Source organism: Pedobacter sp. AW31-3R (assembly GCF_052180285.1).
Lineage (GTDB): Bacteria > Bacteroidota > Bacteroidia > Sphingobacteriales > Sphingobacteriaceae > Pedobacter.
The window spans coordinates 344,578-367,319 of the sequence record NZ_CP197475.1; the positions used below are offsets into that span (position 1 = coordinate 344,578).

Consider the following 22,742-nt stretch of genomic DNA (forward strand, 5'->3'; position numbering starts at 1 on the left):
AGGATAATGACAATTTGTACCATTCCACTTAAATAAAACCTCCCGTCCTGAACAAAGTACAGGATATTTTGTATTTTTATCCGCTTCAACTGTCATTATGGCTTACCCGGTAATATGGCTTGGTTGTTGTAAAATCATGATTTTTAAATATATAAACACAAATAGAAACAATGCTGGGATTTTTAACCAAGGTGTTTGGAAGCAAGTCAGAAAGAGATATTAAGGCGATCCAACCACTTGTTATTAAAATAAATGAGGAGTACGCTAAACTTTCGGCTTTAAGCAATGACGAATTGCGTAATAAAACGGTGTACTTTAAAGATGTAATTGCTAAATCTTTAGCAGATATAGATGGTAGAATCGGGGGACTAAAAACTGATGCTGAAAGCCAGGAATTGTCTTTGCCTGAGAAAACCGCTATTTACGATCAGATTGATGTCTTAACAAAAGAAAGAGATAAAGAACTTGAAGTTGTCTTAATGGAAATTCTTCCTGCTGCTTTTGCGGTAGTAAAGGAAACTTCCCGCCGTTTTACGGAAAATGCACAACTTGAAGTGACGGCTTCGGAATATGACAGGAATTATGCGGCACGCCGTAATAATGTTCAGATTTCGGGCGATAAAGCATTGTGGGCGAATACATGGGATGCCGCAGGTACACAGGTAGTGTGGAACATGGTGCATTATGATGTGCAGCTGATTGGTGGTATCGTTTTGCATAACGGTAAAATCGCAGAGATGGCTACAGGTGAGGGTAAAACGCTGGTAAGTACATTGCCTGCCTACCTGAATGCTTTGGCTGGTCAGGGGGTACACATTGTTACCGTGAATGATTACCTGGCACGTCGTGATGCGGAATGGAACGGTCCATTGTTCGAATTCCATGGCTTAAGGGTAGATTGTATAGATAAACATGAGCCGAACTCCCAGGAACGCAGAAATGCTTACCTGGCAGATATCACTTATGGTACAAATAATGAATTTGGTTTCGATTACCTGCGTGACAATATGTCGCAGGAACCTGGACAATTGGTGCAGCGTAAGCTTCACTTCGCAATGGTGGATGAGGTCGATTCGGTATTGATTGATGATGCCCGTACCCCATTGATTATCTCTGGTCCGGTGCCTTTCGGCGATCAGCATGAATTCCATGAGCTGAAACCACGTATTGAGCGTTTGGTGAATGCACAAAGGGAATATGTGACCAGAGCTTTAAATGAGGCCAAAAAAGCATTTAATGATGGCAAAACCGGAACAGAAGAAGGTGAAGGTGGTTTGGCATTGCTGAGAGCACACCGTGGTTTACCTAAGAATAAGGCACTGATCAAGTTCTTAAGTGACGGCGGTAACAGACAGGTGTTATTGAAAACTGAGAACCATTACATGGCAGACCAGTCTAAAAATATGCCGAAGGTAGATGCCGAGTTGTATTTCTATATCGATGAGAAAAATAATCAGGTAGAGCTTACCGAGAAAGGTATTGAGCTGATCACTAAATCGGGTGAAGACGAACATTTCTTCGTATTGCCTGATGTGGGAACTGAAATCGCAGAGATTGAGAAATCTACATTGAGCAGCGAAGAGAAAATTGCACGCAAAGATGAATTGATGCGTGATTATTCGATCAAGGCAGAACGTGTTCACTCTGTGAACCAGTTGCTGAAAGCCTATACCTTGTTTGAGATCGATGTGGAATATATCATCGATGAGGGCAAGATTAAAATTGTAGATGAGCAGACAGGCCGTATCATGGATGGCCGTCGTTATTCTGACGGTTTACACCAGGCGATTGAAGCAAAAGAGAATGTGAAAGTAGAAGATGCTTCACAGACTTATGCTACAGTAACTTTGCAGAATTTCTTCCGTATGTACCATAAACTTTGCGGGATGACAGGTACGGCGACAACTGAAGCAGGAGAGTTCTGGTCTATCTATAAACTGGATGTGGTAGAGATACCGACAAACAGGGTGATGTCGAGAAAAGACCACCAGGATTATGTTTACCGTACAGTTCGTGAAAAATATAATGCTGTTGCCGAGGAGATCGTTAAACTGACCCAGGCAGGCAGACCAGTATTGGTGGGTACTACTTCCGTGGAGATTTCGGAACTATTGAGCCGGATGTTGAAATTGCGCGGGATTAAACACAATGTCCTGAATGCGAAGATGCACCAGAGAGAGGCAGATATTGTTGCTGAAGCTGGTCAGGCAGGAACGGTTACGATTGCAACGAACATGGCTGGTCGTGGTACCGATATCAAGTTAGGCCCAGGCGTGAAAGACGCAGGTGGTCTGGCCATTGTGGGTACAGAGCGTCATGAGTCACGCCGTGTAGACAGGCAGCTTCGCGGTCGTGCAGGTCGTCAGGGTGATCCGGGATCTTCACAGTTTTTCGTTTCACTGGAAGATAACCTGATGCGTTTGTTCGGTTCAGAGCGTATTTCCAATATCATGGTAAAAATGGGTATCGAGGATGGTGAAGTGATCCAGCATTCGATGATTACCAAATCTATTGAGCGCGCACAAAAGAAAGTGGAAGAGAATAACTTCGGTGTTCGTAAACGTTTGCTGGAATATGATGATGTGATGAACTCACAGCGTTCAGTGATCTATGCGAAACGTAGAAACGCCTTGTTTGGTGAACGTCTGGATGTGGACATGAACAATATGGTGTTCGACGTAGCGGAAGATGTGGTTACAGAATATAAAGAAGAAGGAAATTACGAAGGGTTTAAACTGGAAGTGATCAAGAACTTCTCCCTGGATACCGAAATTTCAGAGACAGAGTTCAACTCAAGAAGCATCCATATCTTAACCGATAAGCTGTTTGAAGAGGCTACTTCTTTCTATACCAGAAAATCTGATGCCATTATTCACCAGGCGATGCCGGTATTGACACAGGTGTTTGAAGAACGCGGTGACCATATTGAGCAGATCGTTATTCCGTTTACTGATGGAATCAGAGCAATACAGGTTCCTGTAGATCTGAAAAAATCGATCGCTAACCATGGCAGGGAAGTCACAAAATCATTCGAGAAAACTATCGTTCTGGCTTTAATCGATGAGTCATGGAAAGAGCATTTACGTGAAATGGACGAGTTGAAGCAATCGGTACAGAATGCCGTTTATGAGCAGAAAGATCCATTGATCATCTATAAAATGGAAGCTTTCAACCTGTTCAAAAATATGCTGAATGCCGTAAATAAAGAGGTAGTGAGTTTCTTATATAAAGGTGGGATTCCGATTCAACAGGAAGCAGATGATTTACGTGCACCACAAGCACCGAAACCTGCGCCGAGCAGGCTGAAAATGTCTAAACCAGAGTTTGCGGAGCCGACAAGTACAGGTTCACCTGAGTTTGGTGATACCCGTGAGCCTGCTCCACAGCAGCCTATACGTAAGGAAGTGACGATCGGAAGAAATGATCCTTGTCCTTGCGGAAGTGGTAAGAAATACAAAAACTGCCATGGTGCAGGAATGTAATTTGTAATACACATAAAGAATGCCGATTTTTGTAAAAAGAAATCGGCATTCTTTTTTTTAAGCCTTTTCTATGAAACTATTCCTTACTTGTATCATCTGCTTTTTCACTGTTTCCCTGTTTGCCCAGAACAGGGGTGAGGTTACTGTGCTGAAAAGCGATATTATTGACAGCCTTATTGAGAAAAGGATTGCACTGAGTAAAAGATCAGCCCCCGCTGCAGCAGCAAAAGGGGGGGCAATTGTCTCAAAAATGGGCTACCGCGTCCAGATTTTCTACGGATCGGACAGAAGGGATACCTTTAATCAACAGGCACGCTTTAAAACGGCCTATCCAAAACTGAATACGTACATTACTTATAAAGAACCTAATTATTATTTACGGGTGGGTGATTTCAGGACACGTCTTGAAGCCCAGAACCTGATGAATGAGTTGCGCGCTACTTTTGCCACCTTATTTATCTTCAGGGAAAAAATCAACGCACCTGGTTTAGATACAGACAGATGATAACGAAAGAGCAGATTCAAAATTTAGCAGGTACCATTTTTGAGGATGTTGTAGGCTACCGCCGGCACCTTCATGCCCATCCTGAACTTTCTTTTAAGGAGTTCGAGACCGCCGCTTTTGTGAAGGACAAACTGACGCAATGGGGTATTCCCTTCGAAAGTATGGCCGGTACTGGGGTGGTTGGATTGATTACGGGCGACCTGCCATCAGACAAGGTGATCGCACTGCGCGGTGATATGGATGCACTTCCGATAGTGGAGGCGAATGATACGCCCTATGTGTCTAAGAACCCCGGTGTGATGCATGCCTGTGGACATGATGTGCATACTTCGTCGTTATTGGGTGCCGCTTATATTTTAAATAACCTGAAAGCCGAATTTGGTGGAGTGATTAAGCTTGTCTTCCAGCCCGGTGAAGAAATTCTGCCAGGTGGTGCAAGTATTATGATTGCTGAAGGGGTACTGGAAAATCCTAAACCGCAGCATATGGTTGGACAGCATGTAATGCCTATGATTGAAGCCGGGAAGGTAGGCTTCCGTTCAGGTATTTATATGGCATCCGCGGATGAGCTGTATGTTACCGTGCATGGAAAAGGTGGACATGGTGCACAGCCACAGCAGAATATCGATCCTGTGTTGATTACTTCCCATATCATTGTGGCCTTACAGCAGATTGTGAGCCGCAATGCGGATCCGCGTTTGCCTTCAGTACTGTCGTTTGGAAAGGTCATTGCCAATGGGGCGACCAATATTATTCCGAATGAGGTGAAACTGGAAGGTACCTTCAGGACACTGAATGAAGAATGGCGTGCAGAAGCGAAGCGGTTGATGAAAAAAATGGCTGAAGGAATCGCTGAAAGTATGGGTGGCAGCTGCGATTTTAATATTATGCACGGTTATCCATTTTTAGTGAATGAGGAAAAGATAACGGCCAATGCCAGGGCTTTTGCAGAAGATTATCTGGGTAAGGAGAATGTTGTTGACCTGGATATCTGGATGGCAGCAGAAGATTTTGCCTATTATTCACAGGTGACCGATGCTTGTTTTTACCGTTTGGGTACAGGGAATGCTGCCAAAGGGACGAACTATTCTGTGCATCATCCTAATTTTGATGTGGATGAGGATGCCTTGAAGATATCTACCGGACTGATGGCTTATATTGCCCTGAGACAGCTGGGGAATTAGTCAGTTCGTCATAAAACTGGTCTGAACAGTAATAAAATGAGTCTTAACAGTAACAGGTAGCTAAGGGTTAAAGAGATGAAAAGATTGGTGATGGTTCTTCTTCTGGGCTTTTGGGGCTTGAGCATTTCGGCACAGGAGATTCAACGTTTTAATCCCGATTCGGTAAAGACAATTGAGCTGGATGGCAACATTAATATTGTTGCACAAAAGCTGAGTGTAGAAACTTTTATCAGGGCGATTCTTGCAGATACCAGTTTTTACACGGCTTTTAAGAAGATTAAAAGGTACAATTTTATTGCGGAGAACAGGATCTATACCTATGATAAGAAGAATAAGGTAAATGGTAAAATTTACCAGAAGATCCGCCGCCATAATTCCGGTCCGCTGAAGATGGAATATCTGGTGAAAGAGGAAAGCGGGAAGTTGTTTAAGAAGAATGGCAAGTATCAGCTGTTCACGCTGCAGATGTTCGATTATATCTTTATGAATAATTATAAAGCAGAGGCTAGTGCTCCTGATGATGATACCAAGGGAGATGGAAGTACTATTGCGGCTTATAAAGAAAAACTGAAAACGCTGATTTTTAATCCGGGAAAACCTGTTAAAGGGATCCCTTTTATTGGCGGAAAGACGGAGATCTTTACGGCCAATATGCGTCAGTATTATGATTATTCCTTCCAGAGTGCAACCTATCTGGACTCTATTCCTGTTTACCGTTTTAAGGTGAGCATGAAGAAGGACCTGAGCAACTGGACCAAGAGCGGACTGATGATTAAGGAGCTGACGACTATTTTCGATAAACGTGATTTTGAGATTCTGGGACGCTATGTGGATATGAAGTATAGCAATATGCTGTTCGATTTTGATGAGCAGATGAATATTGAAATGGGGTATTTCGGGGAGGATAAATTACCTACGAAGATGACTTACCAGGGGAACTGGAATATTCCTCTGAAGAAGGAAGAAAGGGCAAGTTTCCTGATTTTGCATAAGGACTATCATCTCGAAAAAGGGAAGTAGTATCGCTTTGTAGGCGAAGATCTTTTTATAAGGTGTCAAATGCCAGTCTCTGTATTTTCACCATAAAATGCCAATTACTATTATATATCATCCTTGCAATTTCAACATTTAATGTTGAAATTGCAAGGATGATAGCTCGTGTAATCAAAGATGAACTTGTAGAATTATTGGAGGAATTTGCTGCTGTGGCAGTTTTGGGGCCTCGCCAGGTAGGCAAAACTACCTTGGCGCAGGAAATAGCTGTTTTAATAGATAAAGATTATATTTATCTGGATCTGGAAAGTCCGGCTGACCATGCTAAATTAAATAATCCTGAAGCTTATTTTGAACTTTACAAAGGAAATCTGATTGTTCTTGACGAAGTTCAGCGTGTTCCGGAGCTCTTCTCTGTTCTTCGTGGAGTCATTGACCGCCGAAGAAGGGAAGGATTTAAAACAGGGCAATTTCTCATTTTAGGTTCAGCGTCACTGGACCTTTTAAAGCAGTCGGCAGAAACTCTTGCGGGACGTATTGCTTACAAAGAATTATCAGGGTTTACGGCTATGGAAATTGGCGACGGGCAGTTAAAGGAGCAGGATCAGCTTTGGTTAAGAGGAGGGTTCCCGGATAGTTTCCTTGCAAGAAGTGATCTGTCGAGTTTAAGATGGAGAATGAACTTCATTACCACTTATCTCGAGAGAGATGTGCCACAACTGGGCCCCCGTATTCCTGCTGTAACCTTAAGACGCATGTGGACTATGCTCGCCTATCAGCAGGGTGCTCAGATTAATATTGTGCAATTGGGTGCGAATCTTGATATCACAGGAACAACAGCAAAGAGATATCTGGAATTGCTGGAAGATCTTTTGCTCATTCGTACACTAAGACCATGGTCTGGCAATATTGGAAAAAGGCTGGTAAAATCGCCAAAAGTATATATCCGGGATAGTGGTCTGGTACATGCCTTACTTAATCTGGAAACATTTGATGATATATTATCACACCCTATTATCGGGGCCAGCTGGGAGGGCTTTGTCATAGAGAATTTACTATCCTGTTTGCCGTTAGGGATAACGCCCTGGTTTTACCGTACTTCCGCTGGTGCAGAGATTGATCTGGTCCTTGAATTGAGTCCGGGTAATTTATATGCTATTGAAATAAAAAGATCTATGGCTCCAGTGTTATCAAAAGGATTTTATCTGGCATGTGACGATATCAAGGCTGTAAAACGATACATTGTCTATCCGGGAAAAGAGAGTTTTCCTGCTGCTAAAGACGTGATGGTTTCCTCTTTAGCAGGGATGATGAAAATCATCTGCGGAATTCAAAAATAGGCAGAGCGAAAGATGAGGGGGTGTCAGCATAGATTGCAGCTTTTAAGGCTTTTTATGGACTTAATCTCTTGATTCTGAACTGATATTTCTTTCACAAGGTCTTTTATAATAATCAAATAAAGGTATAATCGTCGTTATTGTAACGACAATTTTGTGATAATTGTCGTTACAATAACGACGATTTAATAATGGAGCCAGTGCATATCAACTGATAATCCCCCCTCATAAAAATCAGGCTATCTATTAGAACATAGAAATAGTTACCTTTGGATTCCCAAAAGATTTCTGAATGATTCAACAAGATACCATTAACAAAATCATGGACACCGCCCGTATTGAGGAGGTTGTCGGGGATTTTGTTTCTTTAAAAAAGCGTGGGACCAGTTTAATTGGTAACTGCCCTTTTCATAATGAGAAGACGCCCTCTTTTAATGTATCTGTAACCAAAGGGATTTACAAGTGCTTTGGCTGTGGTAAGGGGGGCGACTCGGTACGCTTTATCATGGACCATGAAAAGTATTCCTATCCGGAAGCGTTGAAATACCTGGCACAGAAATACAATATTGAAGTTGAGGAAGAAGAACAGAGTCCTGAGTTTATCCAGGCCAATAATGCAAGGGAGAGTCTCTATATTGTTTCACAATATGCAGCGAATTACTTCAGCAATGAACTGTGGACGGGAGAAGATGGCAGGGCGATAGGCTTAAGCTATTTCAAGGAGCGTGGTTTCCGCGAGGATATTATTAAGAAGTTTGAGCTGGGCTACTCACCGGATCAGTGGGATGCGTTGATACTGAGCGCCCAGGCGGCGGGCCATAAGGAGGAATACCTGGAGCGAACCGGACTTTCGGTGCACAATGATAAAGGGAAAATATACGATCGGTTCCGCGGCCGTGTGATGTTCCCTATCCATAACTTTACCGGCAGGGTCATAGGTTTTGGTGGCCGTACACTGAAAACCGATAAGAATGTACCCAAGTATGTCAACTCTCCGGAGAGTGAGATCTACCATAAATCGAATGTGCTTTACGGCCTCTTTCAGGCCAAAAAAGCCATCAGGGATGCCGATAATTGTTACCTGGTGGAAGGTTATGCCGATGTGCTTTCTGTACACCAGGCAGGGGTAGAAAATGTGGTGGCCTCTTCAGGTACTTCACTGACGATTGAGCAGATCCGTCTGATCGGGCGGTTTACCCAGAATGTGACGATCCTGTATGATGGGGATGCTGCAGGTATAAAGGCCTCATTGCGGGGCTTGGACATGATCCTGGAGGAAGGACTGAATGTCAAGGTGGTCAACTTTCCCGATGGCCATGATCCCGATTCTTATATGCACAAGGTAGGTGCCGGAGCATTTAAGATTTATATTGAGAATAACCGGAAAGACTTTATTCTGTATAAGGCAGATATCCTTTTAAAAGATGCAGGCAATGATCCGATCAAACGTGCGGGGATCATCAGGGATATTGTGGAGAGTATTGCCAAGATTCCGGACGACATCAAAGCTTCTGTATTTATAAGGGAAAGCAGTCGCATTTTACAGGTAGAGGAGCGTATGCTGCTGACAGAGCTGAATAAAATGCGGGTAGCTAAGTTTAAAAAAGCTGGCGACAAACAACAATCCTTTCAGCCCAGGCAGCCATTTTCTTCGGGATCCCCATACGAGCAGGACGGTCCGCCGGATAACCTTTTTGATGACAATCCTGCTGCAGAGCCGGTAACGACGGTAAAGGCTGATGATGATCTGTTGCAGGAGCATGAGATTATACGCTTGTTGCTGGCTTTTGGTCATGAGCTGGTGAGCTGGGATAACATTGATAATATGTATATCGGCTCATTTATCATACAGAATTTGTCGGATGTGACTTTTGAAGATGAGCTTTGCAAAAGTATTATTGAGAATTATAAGGAAGAGATTGAAAATGGACACCTGCCAACGGCAAACCAGTTTATCAAAAATAACGACCGTAAGATTGCTGATCTGGCGATCACTTTGTCTACTTCTCCTTATTCCTTAAGTGAGAACTGGTACAATAAACACAAGATTTACGTTAGAGATGAAACAGTGAACCTGAAAGCGACTATACTCGGGGGCCTTTTCCATTTGAAGAAGCGGAAGGTTGACCGGATGCTGATCGGTTTGCTGAATGAAATTAAAGAAGAAAATAATCCGGTGAACCAGGAGATTCTGATGAGCCGTTACGCACATATCAAGAATGTAGAACGCGAGATTTCGAAGTTTTTGGGTTCAGTGATTATCAAATAATGGCAACGCATCATGAGCTCGGGAAGTACGGAGAGCTGATGGCACAGACTTATCTGATAGAGAAAGGTTATACCATTTTGGAGAAGAACTGGAAGTATGGCAGGGCAGAGATCGATCTGATTGCTTTCCATGACCGTCAGCTGATTTTCGTGGAAGTGAAAACCCGGAGGTCGACCGCTCACGGCGAGCCTGAAGATTTTGTGAACTGGAAAAAAGAGAGCCAGATCGCACTTGCTTCCTCCGTCTATATTGAACGGAAGAACCACCAGGGTGAAGTTCGTTTTGATATTGTTGCAATTGTTTTCGAAAATAAACACCTTTATAAAATTAATCATATTGAAGATGCATTTTGGCCAACGTAATACCCGTTTAAATTTCCATAAAGTCACCGCACTGTTGTATGTCTCCTGTGTGATCTCCTTTCTTTCCGCCTGTACTGATGTGGAAGAGAAGTCGGATGCCATAGGTTTTAAATTTCCGGAACAGGGACAGTCATTCGGTGTCGGAGAAGAAGTGAAGGTGCAGCTTGATGTTCCGGCAGACCAGAAAGTAACAGCAGTGGACTATTTACTGGATGGGAAGGCTGTGGGGACCAAAAACAATGCGGAAGCATTTGCAATTCAGACAGGTGACCTGCCGCTCGGTTTTAAGCTCATTACGGCAGTGGTGGACAATGGCACGAAGAAAGACACCCTGACGATTAATATTGTCCTGAAATCTTCGGTTAAACCGGAAGAATTATCCTATAAAGTATTGAATACCTATCCCCATGATACGACTTCGTATACCCAGGGATTGGAATATCACCAGGGCAGGTTCCTGGAGAGTACAGGGGAGTATGGGGAATCTACTTTAAGGTGGGTAGATTTGCAGACCGGAAAAGCGATCCAGAAGATAGATATTGATAAGAAATACTTTGCGGAGGGTTCTGCAATGGTGGACAACAAGATTATCCTCCTTACCTGGAAGGAAAATGTAGGCTTTGTTTATGAACCTAAAGGCTTGACTTTACAGGATACTTTCCCTTACCAGAACAGCAGGGAGGGATGGGGACTGACGTATGACGGACAGCGCCTGATCAAGTCTGACGGTACAAACCGGATCTGGTTCCTGAACAAAGAGAATTATACGGAGGAAAGTTATGTGGACGTGTATGATAACAATGGCCAGGTAGATCAGCTGAATGAACTGGAGTATATCAACGGTAAGATTTATGCCAACATCTACCAGACCGATAAGATTGCAGTAATTGACCCTAAAAGCGGCGCTGTAGAGCAATATATTGACCTGACGGGAATATTACCTGCAAAGGACAGATTTGAAAACACAGACGTGCTGAATGGCATTGCCTGGGATGCTGCGGGAAAAAGGTTATTTGTTACCGGTAAGAAATTCGACAAGTTGTTCCATATCGCATTGGTACCGGCAACAAAATAAGTTTTATTCTGTTTTGGCCTTCTTCGGTGCTTTGGGTTCTGCCAGGTATCCGCTGAAATTGATGGGCTGCTGGTTATTGCTGGTTACGGTTAAGGAAGCATATCCGGCTGTCGTTACCGTCAGCGTCAGGATATAATTGGAATTGTATTTATCCTTTATGTCTTTGGGCTTCATGGTAATTACCCATCCGCCTTTTTTGCGTGTATCCAGCTTATAGCTGAAGTCTTTTGATTTGAATTTAATTCCACCCTCATTGTCCCCGATGCGGGCTACATAAGAACGGCCATAATAGGGCAGGAAAGTTTCCAGGCTGTCTTTGGTTACACGAAGATCATAATTTGAGCCGGTCAGGATGATGCTTCCCCCTGCGTTGTTTGCACCGGGCATCCTGCTGAGGATCGCATTCATATCGGTGACATTCATGGGATAAGCCGTGGTGGCTACAAACACGTACTGCTGTGCATTAATGATTCTTTCTGTGGTTGCTTTATCTGTCTGCGCCATTACCGGGGCTGCAGCAAATAGAAGGAGGGCAACAAGGCATAAGTTTTTAAGCGTTTTCATCTATTTTTCTTTTAAGGCCAGATGTAAACTCCGATGATTAAAATCAGTATCCACCCCAGGGGGCAATACTGATTTTAACACATCAAAGGTTCATGTGTATATCTTTTAACTATTCAGTGTCTTTAAACAGGCATTACTCACCTTCCAAAATTACTCTTTTCAGGAATGCAGGTTGACCTGCTGTCTATTGAATAGACAATAACTACACGTAAAAGTTTAATATACAAACAAAAACGTTAAAAATATGAGGGACTTATCTCCAGGCTTTATATTGGTTAATCAGGCCGTTTGTAGATCCGTCGTGTGTATGTACCGGAGCGTCATCTTTCAATTCAGGTAAAATACTTTTTGCCAGTTGTTTTCCCAATTCCACACCCCACTGGTCGAAACTGAAGATGTTCCAGATGATACCCTGAACAAAAATCTTGTGTTCATAGATCGCAATCAGGCTTCCCAGGCTGCGGGCGGTAATTTTTTTCAGCAGGATAGAGTTTGTAGGCCTGTTTCCTTCAAATACTTTGAAAGCAGCAATCTTCTGGATTTCTTCCTCAGATTTACCTTCTTTTTTAAGCTCTTCAATAACCTGTTCTTCTGTTTTACCGTTCATCAGGGCTTCCGTTTGTGCGAAGAAGTTGGATAAAAGGATAGGGTGGTGTTCACCGATAGGGTTCAGGCTCTGCGCAGGTGCAATAAAATCACATGGGATTAAACGTGTACCCTGGTGAATCAGCTGGTAGAAGGCATGCTGCCCATTCGTACCCGGCTCACCCCAGATGATCGGCCCTGTTTCGTAAGTTACTTCTTTACCGGTACGGTCTACATGTTTACCGTTACTTTCCATATCTCCCTGTTGGAAATAAGCAGCAAAACGGTGCATATACTGGTCATATGGCAGGATTGCCTGTGTTTCTGCGTCAAAGAAGTTGATGTACCAGATGCCCAGCAGACCCAGGATGACAGGGACATTACTTTCAAACGGTGTGTTTTCAAAATGTTTATCGGCCGCATGCGCACCTTCAAGCAGTTCTTTGAAATTGTCAAAGCCAACACTCAAGGCAATAGGCAAACCGATAGCACTCCATAAAGAGTATCTTCCACCTACCCAGTCCCAGAAACCAAACATGTTGGCCGTGTCAATACCGAAGGCTGCTACATCTTTTGCATTGGTGGACAATGCGGCGAAGTGTTTCGCTACATCTTCCTGTTTTGCCCCTTTACTCAGGAACCAGTCTTTTGCCGTATTGGCATTGGTCATCGTTTCCTGTGTAGTGAAGGTTTTTGAAGCAACAAGGAACAATGTCGTTTCAGGATCTACACTTTTCAGTGCTTCTGCCATATGTGTACCATCAATGTTGGATACAAAGTGCATGGTCAGGTGGTTTTTATAAGCTTTTAAAGCCTCAGTCACCATTACTGGTCCCAGGTCAGAACCACCAATACCAATATTGACTACATCGGTAATTGCTTTGCCTGTATATCCTTTCCAGGATCCAGAGATGATCTGATTGCTGAATACCTCCATCTTGGCCAATACCTCATTGACATCATCCATTATGTTTTTGCCATCGGCATAAACAGGGGTATTGCTCTGGTTGCGCAATGCAGTGTGCAACACAGCTCTGTCTTCTGTCTGGTTGATCTTATCGCCGCTGAACATGGCTTTTATGGCTTCATCCAGCTTGCACTCTTTTGCCAGTTGCTGCAGTAATGCAAATGTAGTATCGTCAATCCTGTTCTTTGAATAATCTACCAGGATGTCTTCAAAGATCACCGAAAACTTGCTGAAACGGTTCTCATCTTCTGCAAACAGTTGTTTTAAGTTCTTCTCATTGATCGAAATGAAGTGGTCAGCCAGGTATTTATAGGCCGCGGTCTCTGTAAAATTTATAGTTGGTAACATAATACTGATGTTTTTATAAATGTAATTTTTATTTGTCTTGGCAAGGGTGATATACAATTTCCACTGTGCAATAAATGTCGTCAGATTCGATGGTATTCCCTATAAAAACGATCCTTTCAGACAAAGATTTTATGCAGAACTGTTAATAAATTCCTCTCTCTTCAGTTGTGGCACAAAATAGGGGTTTAAGCGCATAAATAACAATGAAATTGAAAGGTTTACACAAAAAATGAGTTGGGCTACGGAAATCAGGAGCCAGGGATGAAGGAGCGTGTTGAGCGGAAGCAAGGGAAAGCAACCTGCCGCCTTTTTATTCAGCAGTTAAAATCGGGGTAAACTGATGGGAAAGGGTATGGGGATGAAGAAATAAAAATATATATTTGCGATATGACTAAAGAACATATTCAGGATTTAAGGGACAGATTAGCGTCCCTGAGGAGGCATCTTTGACGTCGAAACACGACTCGAAGCTATTTACGTAGAACAGGAGCTTACCTTACAACCAGGTTTTTGGGATGATCCCAAGAAAGCTGAAAAGCATTTGGCAGAAATGAATGCTAAAAAGGTGTGGACAGACGCCTGGCAGAAAGCATACGCCGAATTTGAAAATACAGAAGTTTTATTTGATTTCCTGCAATCGGGAGATGCGACTCCTGATGAAATGAAGGAGCAGTATGAGAAGTCACTGCAGCTGGTTGAAGACCTCGAGCTCAAGAATATGCTGGGCAGCAAGGAAGATCAGCTGGATGCGGTCATGCAGATCACTGCAGGTGCCGGGGGAACCGAAAGTTGCGACTGGGCAGCCATGCTGATGCGGATGTATATCATGTGGGGTGAAAAGAATGGTTATAAGGTTACGGAACAGGATTTCCAGCCTGGGGATGTGACAGGGGTGAAATCCGTTACCCTTCAGTTTGCCGGGGAATTTTCTTACGGTTACCTGAAAGGGGAAAATGGGGTACACCGTCTGGTACGGATCTCACCGTTTGATTCCAATGCCAGGAGACATACTTCTTTCGCATCGGTATATGTGTATCCCCTGGTGGATGATACCATAGAAATTGAAGTGAAGGATGCCGATATCGAGTTTGAAACTTTCCGCTCTGGTGGTGCCGGCGGACAGAATGTGAATAAAGTGGAAACTGCCGTACGATTGTACCACAAGCCTTCGGGTATTGTGATCAAGAACCAGGAATCACGCTCACAGCTGCAGAACAAGGAGAATGCCATACGTCTCCTGAAATCACAGTTGTATGAAGCGGAAATGCGAAAGCGTATGGAAGCGTCTGCTGCTGTTGAAGGTTCAAAGATGAAGATCGAATGGGGATCACAGATCAGGAACTATGTCTTACATCCCTATAAACTGGTGAAAGACCTGCGGACCAATTATGAAACTTCCAATGCACAGGGGGTACTTGATGGTGAATTGAATGATTTCCTGAAAGCTTACCTGATGGAATTTTAAACGGAGACCTTAGGGCAGCAATAGGATTGCTGCCCTAAGGTTGAATAGCGGTGTCCGTCAGGATATCCTGCAATTCTTTCAGTTCTTCGACTTTTTCTGTAGAACCCAGGTTCTCATAGGCAGAGATCAGGTTGCGCAGAATCCTGCGGATGATCTCCACATTGCTGCATGGAGCATAAAAGCCCGGCTGTGCCTGCAGGTTGAGCTGGCGCAGAAACTGGTCGACATCATGTTTGCCAAAAATGGCTCCTTTGTTAAATGCATTGATATAAAAGAGGACGCCAAACTCATGCTCTTCAATCTTGCTTTCATCGATATAACCCAGGATAAAATGTTGCGGCAGGTTAACGCCATAGACAGGAATATCCAGCTTTTGTGCCAGTGTGGAATAGATAATGGCCAATGAGATCTGGTTTCCTTTTTTACTTTCCAGTACCTGGCTGATATAGGAATTCTGAGGGTCGTGGTGGTTTTTGGTATTCCCGCTGAATCCGTAAACGGTATAGAAGATATGGTTGATGAGTTTTATCTTCTCTACAGAACTCATTTCATATTGAAGGCCCAGCCAGATCTCTCTTTTAATCTCTTCCATCTGGTTGATTACCTTTTGCTCGTCCAGGTCCGGATACTGATAACGGTTAATCACCAGGGCTCCCTGTAAAAGGTCAAATGCACCGCTGTGGTACCACAGCTTCAGGTCTTCCCTGATGGACTTAAACTGGATCTGGTGCACAATATTCTCAATCCTTTCCTGCAATAAAGTGTCGAGTGATTTCTCCCATTCTGTTTCCAGGAAATGGATCACCGACTGTCCATGTTCAAGCAGACGCTGCTCTACATGATGAAAAACTTCCGGATCAGGATCGTCCAGTAATTTCACTAAAGCGTTTATTTCTGTACTATTTTCCATTTAACTACCTTTACAATTTTGTGTTTGCCTATTTTTGTGGTTATGGTATTACAATTTGTCAGCGATTATCTGAAACATCGTTTAACCTCAAAAAGCAGGCACGGTACCCATTCGCCATTTGTGTATAAGCTGGTGGATGAGGTAATTTACGATTTTAGTGCTAAATCTGAATACAATCACATCGAGCAGCAGCGAAAAAAACTTTTGCATGACGATACCCTGGTTACGGTGACAGATCTCGGTGCAGGTTCTCACCTGAACAAGAACAGGAAAAAAAAAGTAAGGCAGATTGCTATAAATGCATTGAAGTCACCACGTTTGGCCCAGTTGATCTTCCGCTTGGCAAAAAATGCACAACCTGGTGTTTTACTGGAGCTGGGTACCTGTCTGGGGATCACCACAGCTTACCTGTCCAAAGCCTGTCCTGATGCTGACATCATTACCATAGAAGGCTGTCCGGAGACGGCGAAAAGGGCCTGGCAGAATTTCCAGGAGCTGGAACTGGAGAATGTGGAGCTGCAGGTGGGTAACTTTGATGAACTACTGCCAGAGCTGATTAACAATGCGCCACAGCTGGATTTCGTTTATATCGACGGCAACCACCGTAAAGATGCTACGCTGAACTACTTCAACTGGTGCCTGCCTAAAGTCCATGAACATTCCCTCTTGATCTTTGATGATATTTACTGGAGTGAGGGAATGAAAGAAGCCTGGGAGGAGATCAAGAACCACCCTGAGGTAACGGTAACGGTGGATCTTTTCTGGATAGGTTTAGTTTACTTTAAAAAGGGGCAGGTGAAGGAACATTTCAAGATCAGGTTTTAATAAAGGTTATAGGCCTTTCTGCTGAAGTTAGAACGCTTCCGCGAGACTCAGGTAAAAGCCCGATTGCCTGGCTTCACCCGGGCGTTTTTCCCCTGCACCATAATCGGCCCTGACGCTTAAACCTTTGGCAGGATCGTAGAAGTAGCGTAATCCTGCTCCATAAGAGGGCTTAAACTGTTTAAAGGAGAAACCGCCATTCTCGTATACACGCCCGCCTCCGGCAAAAGCAACCAGTCCGAAACGGTTACTGAAGCGGTAACGCAGTTCTGTTTGGGCGGCAAGCAGGTTTTCATCCCTGTACCTGCCGGAATAATAACCGCGCATGATTTCATCATTGCCCAGCTGCGGCAACAGGTAAAATGGGGTATGCTTACTTTGAACAGTATAATAAATTCCATTGACACCCAATACCAGCTTTTTAGCCAGGGGCCAGAAATTGCGGATAACTACCCGCACCTGACTTCCGGTGAAATCATTGCCACCAAATAGATCGGGTGCATACTGGTAAGATACCCTGCCGAAAAATCCTTTTGTAGGGTAGTTATTTGAATTTCTGGTATCGTAAGTCTGTGATACTCCCAAATAAACTACGGAACCTCCTGGCTTTCCTTCCACGGCAGGATTGGTGTCATAAATGCCACCGCTCTCCCTGTCTTTGAAGCGGAAGTTTTCGAAACCCAGCGATACGCCGGTATAAGCAAAAGGAAGGATGTTTTTTTCCAGGTCGAACATCGCCCTTACCTGGTTCTGTAAGATCCTGTCTTCATTAGCCTCCAGGGTCTGGTTGCCGATGCCGTAGAAGTCGAACGGCATACTTCTGAACCGGAGTTCAGTGATCAGGTGATAGGCATTGTGTTTGGTCCATATATCACCTTTAATACTGACATTGTATTGCTTTTTGGTAGAAAAGGAAAGGACGGTAGAGAAGTTAGAACTTCTGTTGCTGGTATCGGCCCTATCCATATACATGGAATACAATCCGCCGGCACCGAATTCCAGTCCGACTTCCTGTGCATACCTTAATAAAGGCAGGGGCATAAAACTTGCTTTCCTGGTGGTGTCCAGATCTTCTGATAACATCCGTCGGATCAGTTTCATTTGTGCAGCTGCCTGTGTGGCAGAAATCAGGAACAGGGCAAGGCAGATAAGGGATCTTTTCATGAGTTTAGTAACGCCTGGAGATGAATACCGGACGAAAGTAAACAATTTGCCTGAATTACCTTGTGCCGGGTGCTGTTCCCATCAGCTCATATACTTCTTTCATGTAGATGGCTTCATTGAGCAGTTCCTTAAAGGACTCCAGTTCCGGGTAGGTAAAGGCAAAGCTGATGTCCTCATTGGGCGTGCGCAGTAATATCCTTTCTTCTTTATCAGGAAAAGGGAGGCTTGTCTCGTCAAAGGCAGCATGATCGATGATATGCTTAAAGTTATTGAAATCGTGTTGGGTAAAGTTAAGTACCAGGTTATTATGCCATATGTAATAAACCTTACAGCAGGGGCAATGCGTAATTGCCGTGTGTTTTCCTGTACTTAAAACGAGTGTTTTACACATATCTGTTTTCTCTTCATAAGGAACCAGCATTTGTGCTGGTTCCAGTTGATATTTACTTATTCAGCTATTCGGTTTAAGCTACGTTTACGTCGTCAAATACTTCAGCAAAACGGGTGAAAGTTTCATTTGCAGCTTTTACTGCGATGTTTTCTTCTTCTTCATTTGTGGCCTGTGCATTCATTACACCCACAAAAATGCCCCATTTCTGGCCTGTTGCCTCTCCATAACCGGAGAAGAAGGATACACCTTCTGTGATGCCGCCTTTTTCAAGCATTTTCACGATGATGGAACCACCCATGATCGAACCTTCCATTACGTATAAGGCACCAAGTGCCTGTAACTGGTTGTTGATTTCCGGCAGGTTTACTGTTGGGATGTCATTGACGTTACCTCCCAATGCTTCAATATCATTTTTGAGGTAAGAGGAATTACGGCGGTCGTTGTAATCCGGTAATAACTCAGCAGTAATATACGGAGCTATGGCTTTTTCTACCTGACTGAAATAGGTATAGAAATATTTTAAGAAATCTGCGTAATCAGCATTGCTGCGGATGGCTTTCATCTTCTGAATCACTTGCCTCTCCAGGGAAAGGTGTGCTTCTTTTGTCGCTTCTTTAATGTTTGTACTCAGCATAATGTGTTTTTTGTGTTTGTGTTCGTCGTGTTTGTTTGTGATAAAACTCTGGTTATCCTGCCTTTCAGTAAATGCTGGGTGTGCCAAAGATAGTTAGTTGTTTATAAAGATTCTAAATAAATGTATAATTGTTAGGCTTTCTTCCATTTATACGTGTCTGGATTGGATATATTGTATTTTCCCGGCTTCTTCTGAAGTCGTGTCTTCCGGTAATTCTAATTTTTCAATCTGAACCTGGTTTCTATCATTCCAGGGAATGGCTGTTTGTTGGTTAAGTCCCCTGAGTGAGGTACCTCCTTTACAGATTGACCATTACTTAACAAGCTGCCTGCTGAATTTGTGGCGCGACTAAGTGTTGAAGATATTTTGGTTTCAGTGCCCATGTTGCTGCTGCCGACTGTTGCAGCTGTGTTCCTTCCATTCTGGATATAGCCAAGTACTTTACGCAGACATTCTTCCTGTGGATCACCAAAATCGTGTGTAATATCGTCTGCTGCTGCGATGTCGACCGCGATCCCATCAAAATAATCTGCCGATCCGGCTGCATTTTTAATGAGAAAGCTGGATAGATAGACGGTATACTGGTCAATTGTTATACCGAAGAAACCGACTGGTTTTCCATATGTTCTGGTGCCGGTAATGCTCAGGTTAAAATAAGGTTTTAAGCTATTCATCAGCAATTCACTTGCCGATCCTGTTTGTCCGGAAACAATAAAATGGATATTCTTCAGCGTTTCCAGTCCCCCTTTTTTACTGAAGGTATAGGTATTGCCTGTTACGGAATAATCGACATCGGCCATGGTGGCCATACGTCCCTGGTAGACTACCGGCTGATTGTTTTCATCCAGGTAGGGTTGTTTTTTTAAGATTGTTGCTTTACCGCCTTGCATCAGTTCATTGTAGTGTTCTGAATACATCACCTTTCCATTTAAAGCGGATGGTGCAATCAGGTTGGCAACATACTGGGCCGTTTGTACATATCCACCGGGATTATAACGCAGGTCGATGATCAGGTCGGTAATTGCAGCGCTGGTAAATTCAGCGAAACTTTTATTCAGTACTTCCTGTGAGTTGGAAAGTGCGGAAAATGAATTATAGGCGATATAGCCCGTGTTGATGGAATTAATGGAAATGACTTTGCTGGTCAATACGGGAACAGCAGTATAACCTGCCGGGCTTAATTGTAGTGTCAGGACTGTTCCATCCGGTTTTAGAGCGGTGAGGGAAAGAGTGGAGGTGTTCATTGCGGTGCTGATCAGGTCGGGACTGGCTGCTGCCCCGTTGATCGTCAGTACCTGGCAGCCGCGTCTCAGGCCTGCTTTCCAGGCCAATGCACCGGGGTCGGCATAACTTACCCAGACTTCATTATTGACACTGCTCATGGCAAAGCCATAATCGTTCCCTTGCCCTTCCAGTGTGACTACACTCTGAGTTCCCGAATTGGCTGTTTTATTGGTAATGCTGGAATACTTTGCTGTTCCATAATAAGCTGTGGCTTCGTAGGCTGTTCCGGTGAGCGGATTGCGCTTTAATTGTGTAATGTCAAAAAGCTCTTTTCTGAAATTGGCGAGATCAGCGCTTTCAGTGGTATACGATCTTGGATTAAACTGGTCATATCCTGGCAGGGCATCACTCCAGAGATAAATCTGTTTCGCATACAGGTATATGGAATCCAGTGTGAACTGTGTTCTGCTGCCTGTAGTTGGTGAGATGGGGACTTCCTCGGTGGAAATATTGTCTTTTTTGCAGGCTGAAATGGCCAGCAGGAAGAGGGATATGAGGAAGAATCCGGAGTTTTTGATCATGATGAGGATATGTTATTTAATATCTCTGCAGGAATTAACAGATCCCGGATCAGCTGATTTTATTTTTCAGCTACCGGGATAATTTCCTTTTATTTTGTTTTCACATCAGTGCTGCCAGTTGCGGCTACGAAATAACGGAAGCTTAAGAAACCTTTTTCGGAAGTCGCACTGTTTTCGGCTGCTGGATTTTTGTACATGTTGATATACTGGAACTTTACATACCGGCCATCATGAAGCTTAATAATGAAACAACGGTTAGGATCTGGCTTGATATGAGAAAGGTTTCCGGCTTCAGTGAAAACAGTTTCCCCCCAATATGCCCTTAATTCCGCAAAAGGTGTGGCAATTAGTGAATATGGAATGATAGCGACAGAGAAACCGTCTGTAAAATTTAATTCCGCAGGAACAACAGTATTGACCTCATCAAAGTTCTTGATGATCCCACAAGTTCTGACTGTGGAGCCATTGCCATAATAAGCTGATTCTTCATCGGCTGTGCCATCATTTGTATAGATAAAGGAGTTGGCTCCGGTGAAAACGATATCCCAGTCCAGACTGGCTGCCTTATCTGTGGTAACGAAAGCATTGTCGTCGAAACTGAAATAATCAAGTTTTCTTCCATTGCTCCGTGTCATGTCAATTGGGTAATTGTTCACTTCAATTACGCCATTGCTGTATTTGGTGATATAGTCAGAAAGTTTTTCAGAGGTGATCTCTGGCTCCGGTTCTACCGCCGGGTCATCTTTTTTACAGGCACTGAAGGAAATAATTGCCGTCAGGCAGAGGAGTGTGGTAAGTTTTAAATTCATGTGTTGTTTTTATTATGGTTGAATAAGATTGCATGTGATGAACAAACCCGGTGCAGTATTACTGCACCGGGACTTGCTTGAGCGCTAATATTTAGCTTAACTTTTTGTACTCAAATGTTAAGTAAGAGAAATTACTTGGAAATGGTGTACCAGTTGGTGTATCGTTATTATATACACTGATCATGTGGACGGCATAAATATTACCTGCTGTATCCTCAACCAAAATAGTGAGATCTGTTGTAGCAATTACCTGGTGGTTGCCAAAGTAATAGTTCCACCATCCTTTAATTGTAGTTCCTGATGCAGCAGCTAAATAATCCGGTGCTGCTAGAGGGGTAGTCATAATCGTTCTGTTGTGGCCGAATGTTGCGGTAGCTGCAACAGCGGTACCTGCAGACCATGCGCTAGTGGCAGTACGCGCTGAAGCAGTAGCGAAGTTTTCGTTTAGATACTTAATGGATACACCACCAGCTGAATTTACTTTGATGTCTGCATTTCCTGTACCTGAAAAGGATAAATCCCAGGCAGTGCTTGGTGGAGTTGTTGCTGTTTGTCCCAGTTTATTGTCATTAAGACTAAAGTCAAAATAATACAATCCATTTGCCTGGTGTGGGTTTGCAGGGTCATAAACGCTTTGTGTCACATAGTAATTCGTCACCTTATAAAGTCCTGCTGAAACCTGACTAACTGTTCCCGTAGTGACATTTGAAAGTGGTAGTGATGCGCCAACAGCTGGTGATAAGGCCAGGCCTGAACTTGCTTTCAGTGAAGGAGCGGCGATGTCGTCGCTATCTTTTTTACAAGAAGACAACATGGATACAGCTGTTATCGCTGCGGCTAAACCGAACATTGTGAATTTTTTGCTAAATTTGCCTGCGTTTAACAGAACTGCATTGTTGCGCATAGCGCTTGATTGGTAATTTTTCATTTTGAAAGGATGAATTTTAGGTTATTAATTAAGGTTAAAAGCAATATCAAATCTTTTCTGATATCACGGGCTGGTACCTGGGTTTTGTCAATTCCGCGAAAATTGACTGCCCTGGTGTCTTGGCTCTGCGGCTTATCCAAAGC

At 43.5% G+C, this 22,742-nt stretch carries 19 protein-coding genes; 10 read left to right on the forward strand and 9 right to left on the reverse strand.

All coding sequences use genetic code 11. From position 1 onward, the window contains the following. Positions 1-170 precede the first annotated feature (170 nt). From secA to ACSBL2_RS01500, 8 genes are all read left to right on the forward strand, one after another. A complete protein-coding gene (gene secA / locus ACSBL2_RS01465) occupies positions 171-3,482 on the forward strand; it encodes a preprotein translocase subunit SecA (RefSeq protein ID WP_442589906.1) in 3,312 nt (1,103 codons plus the stop codon). Positions 3,483-3,552: 70 nt separating this feature from the next. Further along, positions 3,553-3,987 (forward strand): SPOR domain-containing protein, encoded by a 435-nt coding sequence (locus ACSBL2_RS01470; protein WP_442589907.1) that lies wholly within the window; start codon positions 3,553-3,555, stop codon positions 3,985-3,987. Next, positions 3,984-5,171 carry a M20 metallopeptidase family protein gene (locus ACSBL2_RS01475; protein ID WP_442589908.1) on the forward strand — a complete coding sequence of 396 codons (1,188 nt, stop codon included), beginning with the start codon at positions 3,984-3,986 and terminating at the stop codon, positions 5,169-5,171. Before ACSBL2_RS01470 ends, ACSBL2_RS01475 begins: the two co-directional genes overlap by 4 nt. A 75-nt stretch (positions 5,172-5,246) precedes the next feature. Further along, positions 5,247-6,191, forward strand: a complete 945-nt coding sequence (locus tag ACSBL2_RS01480; protein WP_442589909.1) for a hypothetical protein — start codon at positions 5,247-5,249, stop codon at positions 6,189-6,191. A 128-nt stretch (positions 6,192-6,319) separates the two neighbouring features. Beyond that, the gene (locus ACSBL2_RS01485; RefSeq protein ID WP_442589910.1) at positions 6,320-7,504 is read left to right on the forward strand and encodes an ATP-binding protein; all 1,185 of its coding nucleotides are present in this window, start codon (positions 6,320-6,322) and stop codon (positions 7,502-7,504) included. 289 nt (positions 7,505-7,793) lie between these two features. Then, positions 7,794-9,770: a DNA primase gene (gene dnaG / locus ACSBL2_RS01490; protein WP_442589911.1), complete on the forward strand. Its 1,977-nt coding sequence runs from the start codon at positions 7,794-7,796 to the stop codon at positions 9,768-9,770. After that, the gene (locus ACSBL2_RS01495) at positions 9,770-10,132 is read left to right on the forward strand and encodes a YraN family protein (protein ID WP_442589912.1); all 363 of its coding nucleotides are present in this window, start codon (positions 9,770-9,772) and stop codon (positions 10,130-10,132) included. Before dnaG ends, ACSBL2_RS01495 begins: the two co-directional genes overlap by 1 nt. Next, positions 10,113-11,207 (forward strand): glutaminyl-peptide cyclotransferase, encoded by a 1,095-nt coding sequence (locus ACSBL2_RS01500; protein ID WP_442589913.1) that lies wholly within the window; start codon positions 10,113-10,115, stop codon positions 11,205-11,207. Before ACSBL2_RS01495 ends, ACSBL2_RS01500 begins: the two co-directional genes overlap by 20 nt. Positions 11,208-11,210: 3 nt before the next feature. On the opposite strand, the gene ACSBL2_RS01505 is transcribed toward ACSBL2_RS01500, so the two are convergent. Then, positions 11,211-11,771, reverse strand: coding sequence for a DUF4251 domain-containing protein (locus tag ACSBL2_RS01505; protein ID WP_442589914.1), 561 nt, complete (start codon positions 11,769-11,771; stop codon positions 11,211-11,213). Positions 11,772-12,024: 253 nt separating this feature from the next. Further along, complete coding sequence (gene pgi / locus ACSBL2_RS01510; protein ID WP_442589915.1) at positions 12,025-13,671, reverse strand: glucose-6-phosphate isomerase; 1,647 nt, start codon at positions 13,669-13,671, stop codon at positions 12,025-12,027. Positions 13,672-14,058: 387 nt separating this feature from the next. Between pgi and prfB the strand changes: the two genes are divergently transcribed. Further along, positions 14,059-15,136, forward strand: a protein-coding gene (gene prfB, locus ACSBL2_RS01515) for a peptide chain release factor 2 (RefSeq protein WP_442589916.1) whose coding sequence is annotated in 2 segments (ribosomal slippage) — positions 14,059-14,118 and positions 14,120-15,136 — 1,077 coding nt in all. Because the reading frame shifts where the segments join, the coding sequence is not laid out codon by codon here. A 34-nt stretch (positions 15,137-15,170) separates the two neighbouring features. On the opposite strand, the gene ACSBL2_RS01520 is transcribed toward prfB, so the two are convergent. Next, positions 15,171-16,046 carry a transglutaminase-like domain-containing protein gene (locus tag ACSBL2_RS01520; RefSeq protein ID WP_442589917.1) on the reverse strand — a complete coding sequence of 292 codons (876 nt, stop codon included), beginning with the start codon at positions 16,044-16,046 and terminating at the stop codon, positions 15,171-15,173. Between the two features lie 42 nt (positions 16,047-16,088). Between ACSBL2_RS01520 and ACSBL2_RS01525 the strand changes: the two genes are divergently transcribed. After that, positions 16,089-16,871 (forward strand): O-methyltransferase, encoded by a 783-nt coding sequence (locus ACSBL2_RS01525; protein ID WP_442589918.1) that lies wholly within the window; start codon positions 16,089-16,091, stop codon positions 16,869-16,871. A 27-nt stretch (positions 16,872-16,898) separates the two neighbouring features. Here the strand turns inward: ACSBL2_RS01525 and ACSBL2_RS01530 are convergent, their stop codons facing one another. The 6 genes from ACSBL2_RS01530 to ACSBL2_RS01555 form a co-directional block, all read right to left on the reverse strand. Beyond that, positions 16,899-18,032 carry a BamA/TamA family outer membrane protein gene (locus tag ACSBL2_RS01530; RefSeq protein ID WP_442589919.1) on the reverse strand — a complete coding sequence of 378 codons (1,134 nt, stop codon included), beginning with the start codon at positions 18,030-18,032 and terminating at the stop codon, positions 16,899-16,901. 55 nt (positions 18,033-18,087) lie between these two features. Continuing rightward, complete coding sequence (locus ACSBL2_RS01535) at positions 18,088-18,453, reverse strand: DUF6686 family protein (RefSeq protein ID WP_442589920.1); 366 nt, start codon at positions 18,451-18,453, stop codon at positions 18,088-18,090. A gap of 43 nt (positions 18,454-18,496) precedes the next feature. Beyond that, on the reverse strand, positions 18,497-19,057 hold the full coding sequence (locus ACSBL2_RS01540) for a biliverdin-producing heme oxygenase (protein WP_442589921.1): 561 nt from the start codon (positions 19,055-19,057) through the stop codon (positions 18,497-18,499). A gap of 215 nt (positions 19,058-19,272) precedes the next feature. Continuing rightward, on the reverse strand, positions 19,273-20,862 hold the full coding sequence (locus ACSBL2_RS01545; RefSeq protein ID WP_442589922.1) for a S41 family peptidase: 1,590 nt from the start codon (positions 20,860-20,862) through the stop codon (positions 19,273-19,275). 89 nt (positions 20,863-20,951) lie between these two features. Beyond that, positions 20,952-21,671: an HmuY family protein gene (locus ACSBL2_RS01550; protein ID WP_442589923.1), complete on the reverse strand. Its 720-nt coding sequence runs from the start codon at positions 21,669-21,671 to the stop codon at positions 20,952-20,954. 91 nt (positions 21,672-21,762) lie between these two features. Then, a complete protein-coding gene (locus ACSBL2_RS01555; RefSeq protein ID WP_442589924.1) occupies positions 21,763-22,521 on the reverse strand; it encodes an HmuY family protein in 759 nt (252 codons plus the stop codon). Positions 22,522-22,742: the final 221 nt, after the last annotated feature.